Source organism: Streptomyces sp. NPDC056835 (assembly GCF_042789485.1).
Lineage (GTDB): Bacteria > Actinomycetota > Actinomycetes > Streptomycetales > Streptomycetaceae > Streptomyces.
The window spans coordinates 50226-63106 of record NZ_JBHUBB010000011.1 but is presented as its reverse complement, the minus strand read 5'-3'; the positions used below and the strand labels follow the sequence as shown (position 1 = coordinate 63106).

Genomic DNA, 12881 nt, shown 5'->3' with positions numbered 1-12881 from the left:
CCGTTACTCCGCCACCGCGGTATAGCGGTGCTCGACGCCGTCGGACTCACGGTCCGGCTCCGTGCTCCCGGAGAGGTCGATCTCGACACCCGCCGCGCCCAGCGTGTCGAGGAGACGCTTCCGCATCGCCTCGCCGAGGTAGTTGTGGTGCAGATCGAGCCTCTTGAGATGGCTGAGCGGCTGGCCGCCGAGAAGAGCCTCCGCGCCCTCCTCGCCGAGCGTGCCCATCGAGAGATCGAGCGTCTCCAGCCCGGCCACGACCGGGGCGCCCGCCAGCGCCACGGCGATCTCGTCCTGTATCTCGCTGTTGCGCAGCGCCAGCGAGCGGAGCCGGGGCAGCCGCGAACCGGCCAGGATCGGTGCCAGGTCGGACACTTGAGCGTTCGCGCCGTACCACGACGTGCCGAGCCAGAGATCCAGATGCTCCAGCTCGGGGAAGTCGCTCGCCGCGACGGACCGCACGACTTCGGCGTCCAGCCCGCCCGTCTCGATCGTGAGCGAGCGCAGCCGTGCGTGCCGGACGGCGGGGAAACGCAGCTCCTGCCCGCCGCGGACGCCGAATTCGCGCAGCTCGGGGAAGGCGTCGAGCAGCGGGGTCACCAGCCCCTGGTTGATCCAGGAGATCTCGCACTCCATGAACGTGATGTCACCGAGGAACAGCGCGCGCAGCGCGGGCAGCCGGTCGCGGGCGGCGACGAGCGCCGAGATCACCTCGTCGGGGCCGGACTCGTAGGCGTCGCTCCAGGATCCGACGATCAGCGCCCGGACCTCGGTGGTGTCCACGGACTCGGCGAAGCGCGCGAACGCCGCCTCCCACTCCTCCTCGGACTCGTACGAGTCGACCGAGATACGCCAGGCCACGGCGGCCGGGTCGGGAAGCTCCGCCTTCGTGTCCGCTGGGGGGAAGTCGAACGCGGGCAGGCCGTAGAACTCCCGCAGATGGTTCGAGATGGCCATGACGAACGCTCCAGACACCTGTGACATGTGATCGGCTGATGTGGAGCAGTTCTACCAGCGGCCACTGACAACGCCCCGTGCCGGGGCCGATTGTCAGACCCTCCCCCTAGCGTCGTTCTCAGGTCGGCGCACTCGGCGCCGCCGATCAAGGGGAGAGCCATGTTCCGGCAAGGAGACGTCCTTATCGTGCCCGTCGCGGAAGAGGCGGTGCCGTCGCGTCTTGTGGACGCCGAGCGCGCCCTCGGTGAGCCGAGGGACGCGCGGGGACGGCTGGTCCTGGCCCTCGGCGAGGTCACCGGCCACGCCCACGCGGTGACCGGACCGGGTCGGCTCGTCCGTGAGCCGGGCGACGAGCTCGGACCGATGTTCCTCCATCTTCCGGAAGGCGGACGGGTGGTGCACGAGGAGCACGCGGCGATACCGCTGCCCAAGGGGTGGTTCCGGGTGGTGCGCCAGCGCGAGTACCTGCCGGGCGCGGTGCGCATGGTCGCGGACTGAGGGCGTGGCGCCCGTTCAGCACGGCCGTGCGGCGGACCTCGCGGCAACAGCGGTACGGAGACGGTGGACAGGCATGACAGGGGGACGGGCATGACAGGGGAAGGGAATGACACGGGATGGGGCTTCGGGCATGAGTGACGTGGATACGTGGCGGGCGGTAGCCGCGGCGACGGGGGAGACGGACCGGGCCGCCGCCGAGCGCGGGGTGCGGCTCGCCTACCGGGGAGCGGGCCTCGCGGAGCCGGAGCGGATCATCTGGGCCGGCTCGCCGCTGGCCGGCGCACAGTCCGCGCGGTCACTCGCCGACGCGGGACGGTCCGTGCGCGACGAGGTGCGTACGCACCCGTGGGCCGAGGAACGGCGCAGGGTGCACGACGCGTTGGGGCCGGCGGGCTGGGCCGAGCACTGGAACACCACCGGCGCCCGGCTCTGGGACACCACCCGGGCGCTCGCCGAGCGGATACGCCTCGGAATCGTGGAAGTTCTCGCCGACCGGCCCGCCGAGGCGGCCGAGATCCGCGCGGTGCTGCTCGACGCGGTCCTCGGCCAGCACGACGCGGCGTGGCTCGCCGCGTTCGACGGCCGAAGCGAACGCCTCGAAGGACTCGCCGAGGTGGCGCGGCACGCCGGCTGGTGGTGGCCGTACGAACGCGCCGTGGTGATCTGCGAGCGTCCCGTCGCGCTGTACCGCGACGAGGCGGGCCGGCTGGACCGCGGGGACGGCCCCGCGCTCGCCTATCCGGACGGCTTCGCCCTGTACGCGTGGCGCGGGATGCCCGTCCCCGCCGAATTCCTCACCGGACTGCCGTCCCTGACGCCCGAGCGCATCCGTACCGAGGCCAACGCGGAGCTGCGCCGCGTGATGCTGGAGTACTACGGCTACGACCGCTATCTGGACGAGTCGGGAGCGCGGCCCGTCCACCGCGACGAGACCGGTGTGCTGTGGCGGATCGCGCTGGACGGCGACGAGGATGTCGCGATGGTCGAGGTCGTCAACTCCACACCCGAGCCGGACGGTACGTACCGCACCTACTGGCTGCGCGTGCCGCCCACGGTGTCCACGGCGAAGGCGGGGGTCGCGTGGACCTTCGGGGTGGAGGAGGAGGTGTACGCGCCGGTGCGGCAGACCTGAACCGCTAGGTGCGGACAGGACCAACCGGCTACGCCGCTACCGGGGCACCGGGGCACCGGGGCGCCGGGGCGCCGAAGGCGCCGGGATCCGGGGCGGTCAGACAGTGGCCGCGAGCAGTTCGTCCGGTCCGATCAGCGCCTCGTTGCCCTCGCCCGTACAGGCGTGGGCACCCGCCACGGCGCCGAGCCGGGCGCACTCCTCCAGGTCGCGTCCGGCCAGCCGCCCGTACAGGAAGCCGCAGACGTACGCGTCACCCGCGCCGTTGGAGTCCACCACCGGCGCGGGCGGGACGGTCGCCCTGACCGGGCGCGGCGTACGGCTCCCCTCACGGCTCATCACGTACGAGCCGCCCGCGCCCGCCGTCGCGACGACCGCCTCGGCCCGGCCCTCGCGCAGGATCTCCCGCATCACCGAGGCGATCCGCTCGCTCGCCCCGGCGGCGCTGAGGAACACCAGGTCGGAGCGGAGGGCGAAGTCCTTGTGATAGTCGGCGAGACCGTCCCAGTCGTGCAGATCGGTCGAGACAGGGACGCCCAGCGCCTCGATGTCGTCATAGAGGAACCGGGCGAAGTTGGTGATCGACAGATGGACATGGCGGGTGCGTTCGAGATGGGGCAGATAGAAATCGCGCGGCATCCGCAGATCGTCCGGGTCCCTGGCGTCGTGGAAGGACATCCGGCGGCCCGTCTTCTCCACGAGATTGACCGCGCGCCGGGTGCCCGCGGGGGAGATCAGGGCCTCGAAGTCCACACCACCCCGCGCGAGCCGATCCCGAACCTGTTCGCCGGTCCAGTCGTCTCCCAGATAGTCGAGGAACTTGACGTTCAGACCGAGGTTCCGGCAGCCGAGCGCCACATTGCCACCGGTATGCCCCGGCCATTCGAGGATCGGCCCCACCGATACCGAGTCGGCGAGAGGCACCGGCAGCGAGTCGACCCGGACGACGGTATCCACCCCGCTGCCCCCGACGACCAGCACATCATGATGGAGCTGGTCGGTCCGCTGCTGCGCCACGATCTCCCTTTCCGCTGTCTGAGTCTGTCTGTCTACATTCCGGTGCCGGATCTTCCGAAGGCCGCGCCGTCCAGCTCCAGTTCACGTGCCAGGGCCTCGTCGGCCCACCCCAGCATGGTGGCGTGCGGCAGTGAACCCTCGTACGACGCGTACCAGCGGACCGCGCCGTGCGGCCGGGCCAGCGCGCTGTCGCGCCGGCCGAGCAGCGCGCGCAGCTGGTCGAGATCGTCCTGTGCGGCATGGGCGAAGGCGGCGGCGACCAGCTTCTCCTTCGTGGAGAAGTGGTAGAGCACCAGCGCGTTGCTGACGCCGAGCACGGCGGCGACATCCGAGATCCGCACGGCGGCCACGCCCCGCGCCTCGATCTGCCCGACGGCGGCGCGCAGCAGATCCTCGCGCCGTTCCGCCACACTCAGCCGCACTCTCGCCACGACGCCACCCTACCGAGACCGCCCCGGGCGCCTCACCGGTACCGGCCGTACCGCTGTGCGACGACGACTCGGGGGCGTAGTCGGGAATCCCGGGGGAAGTGACGACGTTGGACGGGCGTACGCAGGCCCGGGTGGGGCCCGATCGATTCCGGTCGACTCGACCCGCACCGATGTACGCACCCGGACATAATGGGACGACACCGAACCTCCAGGAGGTGCTGTGACAGGCGCTGGTTCCCCCCTATCGTTGCGCTCCCGGCTGCGCTCGCTGCGACCCGCGGCCTTCGGGGCCGATTCGGCGGGCGAGCGGCTGGAGCGGATCCACCGCTCGCCGAACTTCGTCGACGGGGTGTTCCAGAACCCGGTGGGTGCCAGGACCAGACCGTCCGGCGCCTCGGGACTGGAGTTCGCGAAGATCTACTTCCAGAAGGAAGCGCGCGCCCGGCGGGCGCCGATCGGCACCATTCCCGTGCACTCCACCACCCTCGCGGACCTCGCCGCGCCCCCGGTCTCCGGCCTCCGCCTCACCTGGATGGGGCATTCGAGTGTTCTCGCCGAGGTCGACGGCCGACGTGTGCTCTTCGACCCCGTCTGGGGTGAGCGGTGTTCGCCCTTCGCCTTCGCGGGGCCGAAACGGCTGCACCCCGTGCCCGTGCCGCTCGCCTCCCTCGGCTCCGTCGATGTCGTCGTGATCTCCCACGACCACTACGACCACCTGGATCTGCCCACGATCCGGGCCCTCGCCTCCACGGACACGGTCTTCGCCGTACCGCTCGGTGTCGGCGCCCATCTGGAGCGGTGGGGCGTACCCGCGTCCCGGCTGCGTGAGCTGGACTGGAACGAGTCCACCGAGGTCGCCGGTCTCCGGCTGACCGCCACCCCGGCGCGGCACTTCTGCGGTCGCGGTCTGCGCAACCAGCAGCACACCCTCTGGGCCTCCTGGGTCGTGGCCGGTCCCGAGCACCGCGTCTACCACAGCGGGGACACCGGCTACTTCCCCGGATTCCGGGACATCGGCGCCGAGCACGGCCCGTTCGACGCCACCATGATCCAGATCGGTGCGTACAGCGAGTACTGGCCCGATATTCATATGACCCCGGCCGAGGGTATGCGCGCCCATCTCGATCTCCAGGGCGGCCGGCCGTCCGGCGTGATGCTGCCGATCCACTGGGGTACGTTCAACCTCGCCCCGCACCCGTGGGCCGAGCCAGGCGAGGGCACGGTCACCGCCGCCACCGAAGCGGGCGCCGGGATCGCGCTGCCGCGCCCCGGCCAGCCCTTCGAGCCCACCGGGGACGAGGTTCCCGACGCTCCGTGGTGGCGCTCGGTGGCCGCCGTACCGGCCGAGGGCTGGCCCGCCGTAACCGAGCGCTCCGCCGCGGGGGCACCGGCGGCGAAGGTAACGGCGGCGGGCGACGCGGCCGGCAGGGGCGACGGCGGGAAGGCGGAGGAGACGGCCGAGAGGGCGTCCTCCGCGTAGCACGCGAGGGTGGGGCGTGGGGGGCGCGGGGACGTGGTCCTCGCGCCCCCACGGCCCGATCCTTGCCCCTCGCCCGGTCAGACGCGCGAGGGGCGTCGGAGAGGGAAGTCGGAGAGGAGCGGAGGAGGAGGGCGCCGTCCGCTCAGACCTGGACGACGCGTACCCCGCGCTCCTCGAACCGGCGCGCCCACTCCGGCGCGCCGGAGTCCGTGATGAGCGTCCCGATGTCGCCCACCGGACAGATCCGCGCGAACGCTCGGGCCCCCAGCTTGGAGCTGTCCGCCACCACGACCAGCGTCCGCGCCCGCTCGGCGAGCAGCGCGTTGACGCTCGCCTCGTGCTCGCTGTGCGCACTGGCGCCCGACTCCGTGTCGACGGCGTCCGCACCGATGAACGCGATGTCGAGGCTGACCTCGCCGATGATGTGCCGGGCCAGCGGCCCGACGAGCTCGTACGACTGGGGCATCGCGACCCCGCCCGTCGTCACCACCTTGATGTGCGGGCGCACGGCCAGTTCATGGGCGATGTTCAGAGCGTTGGTGACGATCGTGAGCGCGGGCTCCTCGGCCATCCGCTCCTCGGTCGTTCCCCGCAGGTCACCGTGGGTGGCGAGCGCTCTGGCCACCTCCGAGGCGGTCGTGCCGCCGTTCAGTCCGATCACCATGCCGCGTTCGGTCATCGCCGCCGCGGCGCGCGCGATGCGCTCCTTCGCCGCGGCGTGCCGTACCGCTTTGTACCGCAGCGGCAGTTCGTACGCGACGGAGTGCGCCACCGCCCCGCCCCGGGTACGTGTCACCAGCTGCTGCTCGGCGAGGTGATCGAGGTCGCGGCGGATGGTCGCCACGGACACCCCCAGCTCCGCGGCGACGGCCTCGACCTCCAGCTGATGCCGCTCGGTCAGCAGCTCAAGCAAGGTCGTATGACGCTCATGGCGATTCACCGTAACCCCCTCGATCCCGTGGACTCTTGATCCTATGTGCACATGCACTCCGGCTGGATTGCTTGTTAGTGATTGAAAACGTCGTCTAGCATGCAGAAACAATCATAGGGTCAAGGGGTGCCCTACGGCTGGGAGCCGTGCGGCGCAGGGGAGTGGAGACACACATGACGCATGTGGAGACGGAACTGGCCAGTCAGCCCGAGTGCTGGCGCCGGGCGGCGGCCCTGGCCGAGTCGGTGCGCGACAAGCTGCCCGAGCCCGGTGAGCGCACGGCCGTCGTCGGCTGCGGCACCTCGCTGTTCATGGCCCGCGCCTACGCCGGGCTGCGGGAGGGGGCGGGGCTGGGCGAGACGGACGCCTTCGCCGCCTCCGAGTTCCCCGCCGGCCGCCGCTACGACCGGATCGTGGCGCTGACCCGGTCGGGGACGACCACCGAGGTGCTGTCCCTGCTCGCGGACGTCCGCGGTACCGCCCGTACGACCGCGATCACCGCGGACCCCGAGACGCCGGTGCGTACAGCCGCCGATGATCTGGTCGTACTGGACTTCGCCGACGAGCGGTCCGTCGTACAGACCCGCTTCGCCACCACCGCGCTCACGCTGCTCCGAGCGCATCTCGGTCTGCATCCGGACACCGCGGTCACGGACGCGGAGACGGCCCTCGCGGAGCCACTGCCCGCTGGGGTGAGCGAGTGCACGCAGTTCACCTTCCTCGGCCGGGGCTGGACGGTGGGGCTCGCGGAGGAGGGCGCGCTCAAGATGCGGGAGGCGGCCCTGGCCTGGACCGAGGCGTATCCGGCGATGGAGTACCGCCACGGTCCCATCAGCATCACGACCCAGGGGACGGCCACGTGGGCGCTCGGGCCGGCCCCCGAGGGGCTGGGGGAGCAGGTGCGGGCCACCGGCGGGCTGTGGGTGCCGGGGACGCTGGACCCGCTGGCCGAGCTGGTACGGATCCAGCGGCTCGCCCTCGCGCTGGCGGACCGGCGCGGTCTCGACCCGGACAATCCGCGCCATCTCAGCCGCTCCGTGATTCTCTCGCCGTCCTCCTGAACGCCCGCACTCCTCCCTTACCTTTCCTTTCTTTTCCTCACTCTGTTCTCTGTACGTCTCTGTTCTCTGTACGTCTCTCCAGTCCTCGGAGGGGAGTTCGGCCCGGTGCCCCGCATCGGGCCGAACGTGTATTTCGCGCTGATGTGCGATGCCTCATACCAGAGCGGGATGCTCTATGGGGAACTTCGTCAACTGCCCACCGCGAAGGAACGCTTGGCGACTACCGTGTGTGCTCGGTGATCAACGGAGGGCGTACGCGGTATGCGCAGGTCCTGCCGCTGCCGCCGGAACCGGAACACCCGCACGACGCCGCTTCCTGGGGCCCCACGTACCGAGGACACTGATGTCTCAACTTCGCGCACCTGTCGCGCGGCCGGAGCGCCGCGAAGGCGGGCGGCACGGCAGGCCGGGCTCCCGCTCGTTCTCGTCCCCGGCCAGGGCGGATACGCCGACGCCGCCCGACGCCCGCATACGGCCTCAACTCCTGCGCACCGCAGTCCTTCCCGCGATAGTCGCCGCTCTCTGCGGCGCCGCCGTCGTCGTGCTCATCCTGCGCTCCACCGCGACGGAACCGACAGCCGCGCTCTGGACGGCCCTGTTCGGTATGGCGCTGCTCGCCTTCGCCGCCATCGCGGCGGCCGCCCTCGGCGCGGAACGTACCGCGAAGTCCGTCCTGGACCGCTGCAACGCGATGCGCCGCTCCAGCGCGCGCGGGCAGACCGAACTGCGGGCGGTCGTCGAGCAGCTTCGACGCGGCGAGCGGGTGCCCGCACGCCCCGCCCCGGGCCCGCCCGCCACTCCCGGCGGTGACGAATTCGACCTGCTGGCACAGGAATTGGATCGCTCCCGGGATGCCGCCGTCGCCGCTGTGGTGCAGGCGTCCCGGCTGTCCAGCAGCGTCGGAGACGAACAGAAGGTGGAGGTCTTCGTCAATCTGGCCCGTCGGCTCCAGTCCCTCGTCCACCGGGAGATCCAGCTGCTCGACGAACTGGAGAACGAGGTCGAGGACCCTGAGCTGCTGAAAGGCCTCTTCCACGTCGACCATCTGGCGACCCGTATCCGCAGGCACGCCGAGAACCTCGCCGTCCTCGGCGGGGCGATCTCCCGGCGCCAGTGGAGCAGGCCGGTCACCATGACGGAGGTCCTGCGCTCGGCCATCGCCGAGGTCGAGCAGTACCCGCGGATCAAGCTCGTACCGCCGATCGACGGCACTCTGCGCGGCCATGCCGTGGCCGATGTCATCCATCTGCTGGCGGAACTGGTCGAGAACGCCACGCTCTTCTCCTCCCCGCACACCCAAGTACTGCTCCGCGCGCAGCATGTGACGGCGGGTCTGGCGATCGAGGTGGAGGACCGCGGCCTCGGAATGCCGTTCAACGAGCAGAAGAAGATGAACGGTCTGCTCACCGACCCCGACCAGGTCAATGTCGCGCATCTGCTCCAGGACGGGCGGATCGGGCTCTTCGTGGTGTCGGCCCTGGCGCGCAGGCACGGCATCGCCGTACGTCTGCAGTCCAATATCTACGGGGGGATCCAGGCCGTACTGGTCCTGCCGCAGGCGCTGCTCGGCTCCGACCGGGCGGACGAGCGGACCGACGAGCGGACCGACGAGCACCAGACGTACGGGACTCAGCAGCAGGCTCACCCCCAACCCCACCCCCAACCCCAGTCCCACCCGCAACCGGGGCAGCCGCAGCCGCAGATGTACGAGGAGGCGCGGCTCCCGTCCCAGCAGCCCCCGCCCCCGCCTCCGTCCGGGCCGACGCCACCCCAGGGCGCCCCAGCCCCACTGCCCGTACGTGACACGGGCGTCGACCGTCCCACCCCCGCCGCCGCGCGCCCCGGCGCCGTCCATCCCGACCGGCGACGCTCGCCCGCCGCACCGGACCCGGCCCGACCGCTGGTCGAGCCTCTTGGCGACGGCACGATCCACGCCACCGCGAGCCGGCCCCAACTGCCCAGGCGCCGCGGCCAGGAACATATGGTCCCGCAATTGCGCGAGGCCCCGCCCGCGCCGCCGCCCGTCGAGGAGGCCGTGCTCCACGACCCCGGACTGATGGCCGCCTTCCAGCGGGGCATCGTCCTCGCCGAGTCCCAGCCCGCCCGCCAGTCCGTCCCCTCGCCCGACCCGCTGTCCGACCCTCTGCCCGAGCCCCTCGCGGAACCGCCGGAACCGCAGCGCCACGGCACCACCCCCAAGGAGTAGATGCACCATGGCGAGCGAAGTGCCGACCGGCCATGTCTCCGACCTCGACTGGCTGTTGAGCGGTCTGGTCCAGCGAGTCCCGTACACCCGCAGCGCGGTGCTGCTCTCCTCCGACGGTCTGGTGAGGTCCGTGCACGGCCTGGACCCCGACAGCGCCGACCACATGGCGGCGCTCGCCTCCGGCCTCTACTCCCTGGGCCGCAGCGCCGGGGTGCGCTTCGGTGACGGCGGGGAGGTCCGCCAGGTCGTCGTGGAACTCGACTCGACCCTGCTCTTCGTCTCCACCGCGGGCTCGGGCACCTGTCTCGCCGTGCTGGCGGGCCGTGAGGCGGACGCTGCCGTCCTCGGCTACGAGATGGCGATGCTGGTCAAGAGCGTACGGCCGTATCTGGCCACCCCGCTCAGGCATGAGGCCGGTTTCTCCCCGAGCGCCGCGGGGCGCTGACGGTGCCGCTTCCGACGGACGGGCCGTGGCTCGACGACGCGGCCGGCCGGCTCATCCGCCCGTACGCCGTGAGCGGGGGCAGGACCCGGCCGACGACGGCCCTGGACCTGCTGACGCTGGTCATGTCCACAGGATCGGGTCCGCAGGCGCATCTCGGGCCGGAGCACGCCCATGCCATGGACCTCTGCCAGGGACCGACCTCGGTCGCGGAGGTCGCGGCGCATCTGCGGCTTCCCGTGACGGTCACCAAGGTGCTGCTCTCCGATCTCGTGGACTGTGGGGCGATCACCGCGAGACCGCCCCACAGCTTCGACCACCCCACTGATCGATTCCTGCTGGAGGCAGTCCTCGATGGTCTACGACGACAGCTCTGACGTCCCTGCCGCTCCTGACGCCCCCGCCGCTCCTGCCGTCCATGCCGTCCATGCCGATCCTGCCGTACCCGTCGTACCCGTCGTACCCGTCGTTCCCGCGCCCTTTCCCGCCGCCCTGAAGGTCCTGGTCGCGGGCGGTTTCGGGGTCGGCAAGACGACGTTCGTGGGAGCCGTCAGCGAGATCGCGCCGCTGAGTACGGAGGAGCTGCTGACCCAGGTCAGTGCCGCGACCGACGATCTGACGGGCGTCGAGGCCAAGACATCGACAACGGTCGCCATGGACTTCGGCAGACTGACACTCGACGAGCGCCATGTGCTGTATCTGTTCGGGACGCCGGGCCAGGAGCGCTTCTGGTTCATGTGGGACGAGTTGTCCCGCGGCGCACTCGGCGCGATCGTGCTGGCCGACACCCGACGGCTGGACTACTCCTTCTCCGCGGTGGACTTCTTCGAGCAGCGCGGGATCGGATTCGTCGTCGCCGTCAATGAGTTCGACGGCTCGTACCGCTATGAGCCGGAGGAGGTGCGGGCCGCGATCGATCTCAGGCCGGAGGTGCCGATCGTGCTCTGCGACGCGCGCATCGCCAGTTCCGGTATCCAGACGCTGGTCACGCTCGTACAGCATCTGATCACCGCTGCCCCGGCCCCGCCGACGGCCATCTCAGAGTGACGGAGCTACGCGCATGATGTACGACCCGATCGGCCGTCTGCTGCTCACCCCCGTCGACCGGGAGGCGCCCGACCGTGTGATCCGGCTGCGCGGGCTCGGGCTGGGGGAGCACGCCGAACCCGCCTTCGACGCCGTCGCCCAGCAGCTGGCCCAGCTGACGGGCGCTCCGTACGCGATGGTCAACTTCATCGACGAGGAGCGGCAGTTCTTCGCCGGTCTGTACGCTCCGCCGGGCGTGGGAAGAGAGCGGTTCATGGCCCGCGACCACGGCTACTGCCCCTATGTGGTGGTACGGCACAAGGCGCTGGTCCTGGAGGACGTACGGGACTTCCCCCGGTTCGCCGGGAACGCGCTGGTCGACGAGACCGGCATCCGCTCCTATCTCGGGGCGCCGCTCATCGACCGTACGGGAATGGCGCTCGGCACCGTCTGCGTGGCCGACACCGAGCCGAGGCGTTGGGGGCGGACCGGTCTGGACACCATCAAGTCCTTCGCCGCGGAGCTCATGGCGCAGATCCACCGCAGGGAGGACGGCCTGATCTGACTTCCGTCCTCCGTCCTGTCATCCTGACGGTCTGTCAACACGAGTCCCATAAGGGGGTGGTGGCGGAGAACGGCGGTCCAGTGCTGGCGCGCAGTACGACCTCGCCGCCGACCCGCAGTACCCGCGAGCGCGCTCCGCGCGGCTCACGCAGCGCGAGCGAGATCACGCTCTCCCCCATGGTGGTGAGCGGCAGGGCGACGGTCGTGAGCGGGGGAGTCAGCTCCCGTACGAGCGGGATGTCGTCGAAGCCGGCGAGTGACAGGTCCTCCGGGACCCGTACGCCCGCCTCCCGGAAAGCGGCGAGCGCGCCCACCGCCATCACGTCCGTCACCGCGAAGACGCAGGTGGGGCGGGGGCGAGCGGGCCCGTCGAGCAATTCCCTGGCCGCCGTGTAGCCGCCGTCGCGGGTGAACGCGCCGTGTACGACGGCACCGGGCCGGAGGGTGACCCCGGCCTCGCCGAGCCCTTCCCGGAAGCCGGCCAGCCGGTCGGAGACCGTGGTGAGTTCGCGCGGCCCGCTGAGCACCCCGAACTCCCGGTGTCCCAGGGCCAGCAGAGCACGGGCGAGCGCCGCGGCCCCGGCGCGATTCTCCGGAAGTACGGCGTCGGCGCGCAGACTCCGATGCCGGCTCACCACGGCGACCCGCCCGCCCGCGCGGACGTATGGGGCGACCTCGGCGGCCAACTTCCGTTCCCAGGACGGGTCCTGGAAGCCCGAACCGATCAGCAGAATGGCGCGGGCGCGCTGGGCGCGGAGCATCGAGACATAGGCGATCTCCCTGGCCGGCTCCCGGAACGTACTGGCGAGCATGACCAGGACGTCCTGCTCGGCCGCCGCCCGCATCACCCCGCCCGCGATCGCGGCGAAGTACGGGTCGCCCACATCGTGGCAGATGAGCCCCACCGTATTGCTGGAGGCGCTGGCGAGCGCCTGGGCATGGGCGTTGGGGATGTAGCCGAGCAGATCGGCCGCCGCGCGCACCCGCTGGCGCAGCTCCTCGCGGACTCTCGTCGTGCCGTTCAGCGCTCTGGAGGCCGTCGCCAGGGAGACACCCGCGCGGCGGGCGACGGCGTCCAGCGTCACATGGGCCTGTGCTTCCCGTTCACTCAACTCGACCCCCGGGTCGCGGTGGCGGCG

Annotated in this window: 13 protein-coding genes and 1 pseudogene; 9 read left to right on the top strand and 5 right to left on the bottom strand. The window is 71.2% G+C overall.

Annotated elements, in window-relative coordinates; all coding sequences use genetic code 11:
• Positions 1–3: 3 nt before the first annotated feature.
• Positions 4–957 carry an STM4015 family protein gene (locus tag ACFRMN_RS14750; RefSeq protein WP_383018665.1) on the bottom strand — a complete coding sequence of 318 codons (954 nt, stop codon included), beginning with the start codon at positions 955–957 and terminating at the stop codon, positions 4–6.
• A gap of 159 nt (positions 958–1116) precedes the next feature.
• Between ACFRMN_RS14750 and ACFRMN_RS14745 the strand changes: the two genes are divergently transcribed.
• Positions 1117–1455, top strand: coding sequence for a hypothetical protein (locus tag ACFRMN_RS14745; RefSeq protein WP_383018662.1), 339 nt, complete (start codon positions 1117–1119; stop codon positions 1453–1455).
• A 130-nt stretch (positions 1456–1585) separates the two neighbouring features.
• Entirely contained in the window at positions 1586–2587 is a 1002-nt protein-coding gene (locus tag ACFRMN_RS14740; protein WP_383018659.1) for a DUF6745 domain-containing protein, read from the top strand.
• A 96-nt stretch (positions 2588–2683) separates the two neighbouring features.
• Here the strand turns inward: ACFRMN_RS14740 and ACFRMN_RS14735 are convergent, their stop codons facing one another.
• Both ACFRMN_RS14735 and ACFRMN_RS14730 read right to left on the bottom strand, forming a co-directional pair.
• Entirely contained in the window at positions 2684–3601 is a 918-nt protein-coding gene (locus tag ACFRMN_RS14735; protein ID WP_383018656.1) for a carbohydrate kinase family protein, read from the bottom strand.
• Between the two features lie 104 nt (positions 3602–3705).
• Positions 3706–4032 (bottom strand): annotated as a pseudogene (locus ACFRMN_RS14730) (TetR/AcrR family transcriptional regulator); the annotation flags it as partial.
• Between the two features lie 220 nt (positions 4033–4252).
• Between ACFRMN_RS14730 and ACFRMN_RS14725 the strand changes: the two are divergent.
• On the top strand, positions 4253–5512 hold the full coding sequence (locus ACFRMN_RS14725; RefSeq protein ID WP_383018653.1) for an MBL fold metallo-hydrolase: 1260 nt from the start codon (positions 4253–4255) through the stop codon (positions 5510–5512).
• A gap of 142 nt (positions 5513–5654) precedes the next feature.
• On the opposite strand, the gene ACFRMN_RS14720 is transcribed toward ACFRMN_RS14725, so the two are convergent.
• Positions 5655–6452, bottom strand: coding sequence for a DeoR/GlpR family DNA-binding transcription regulator (locus tag ACFRMN_RS14720; RefSeq protein WP_383018650.1), 798 nt, complete (start codon positions 6450–6452; stop codon positions 5655–5657).
• A gap of 164 nt (positions 6453–6616) precedes the next feature.
• Here ACFRMN_RS14720 and ACFRMN_RS14715 point away from each other — a divergent pair, with 164 nt between their 5' ends.
• The 6 genes from ACFRMN_RS14715 to ACFRMN_RS14690 all read left to right on the top strand — a co-directional run bounded on the left by ACFRMN_RS14715 (position 6617) and on the right by ACFRMN_RS14690 (position 11743).
• Complete coding sequence (locus tag ACFRMN_RS14715; RefSeq protein ID WP_383018647.1) at positions 6617–7504, top strand: SIS domain-containing protein; 888 nt, start codon at positions 6617–6619, stop codon at positions 7502–7504.
• 343 nt (positions 7505–7847) lie between these two features.
• The gene (locus ACFRMN_RS14710; protein ID WP_383018644.1) at positions 7848–9710 is read left to right on the top strand and encodes a sensor histidine kinase; all 1863 of its coding nucleotides are present in this window, start codon (positions 7848–7850) and stop codon (positions 9708–9710) included.
• A 7-nt stretch (positions 9711–9717) separates the two neighbouring features.
• Positions 9718–10155, top strand: a complete 438-nt coding sequence (locus tag ACFRMN_RS14705; protein ID WP_383018641.1) for a roadblock/LC7 domain-containing protein — start codon at positions 9718–9720, stop codon at positions 10153–10155.
• 2 nt (positions 10156–10157) lie between these two features.
• Positions 10158–10529, top strand: coding sequence for a DUF742 domain-containing protein (locus tag ACFRMN_RS14700; protein ID WP_383018638.1), 372 nt, complete (start codon positions 10158–10160; stop codon positions 10527–10529).
• A complete protein-coding gene (locus ACFRMN_RS14695; protein WP_383018636.1) occupies positions 10507–11199 on the top strand; it encodes an ATP/GTP-binding protein in 693 nt (230 codons plus the stop codon). The genes ACFRMN_RS14700 and ACFRMN_RS14695 overlap by 23 nt, the downstream gene beginning before the upstream one ends.
• Positions 11200–11212: 13 nt before the next feature.
• The gene (locus ACFRMN_RS14690; RefSeq protein WP_383018633.1) at positions 11213–11743 is read left to right on the top strand and encodes a GAF domain-containing protein; all 531 of its coding nucleotides are present in this window, start codon (positions 11213–11215) and stop codon (positions 11741–11743) included.
• A 34-nt stretch (positions 11744–11777) separates the two neighbouring features.
• On the opposite strand, the gene ACFRMN_RS14685 is transcribed toward ACFRMN_RS14690, so the two are convergent.
• Entirely contained in the window at positions 11778–12827 is a 1050-nt protein-coding gene (locus ACFRMN_RS14685; RefSeq protein WP_383019073.1) for a LacI family DNA-binding transcriptional regulator, read from the bottom strand.
• Between the last annotated feature and the right edge of the window lie 54 nt (positions 12828–12881).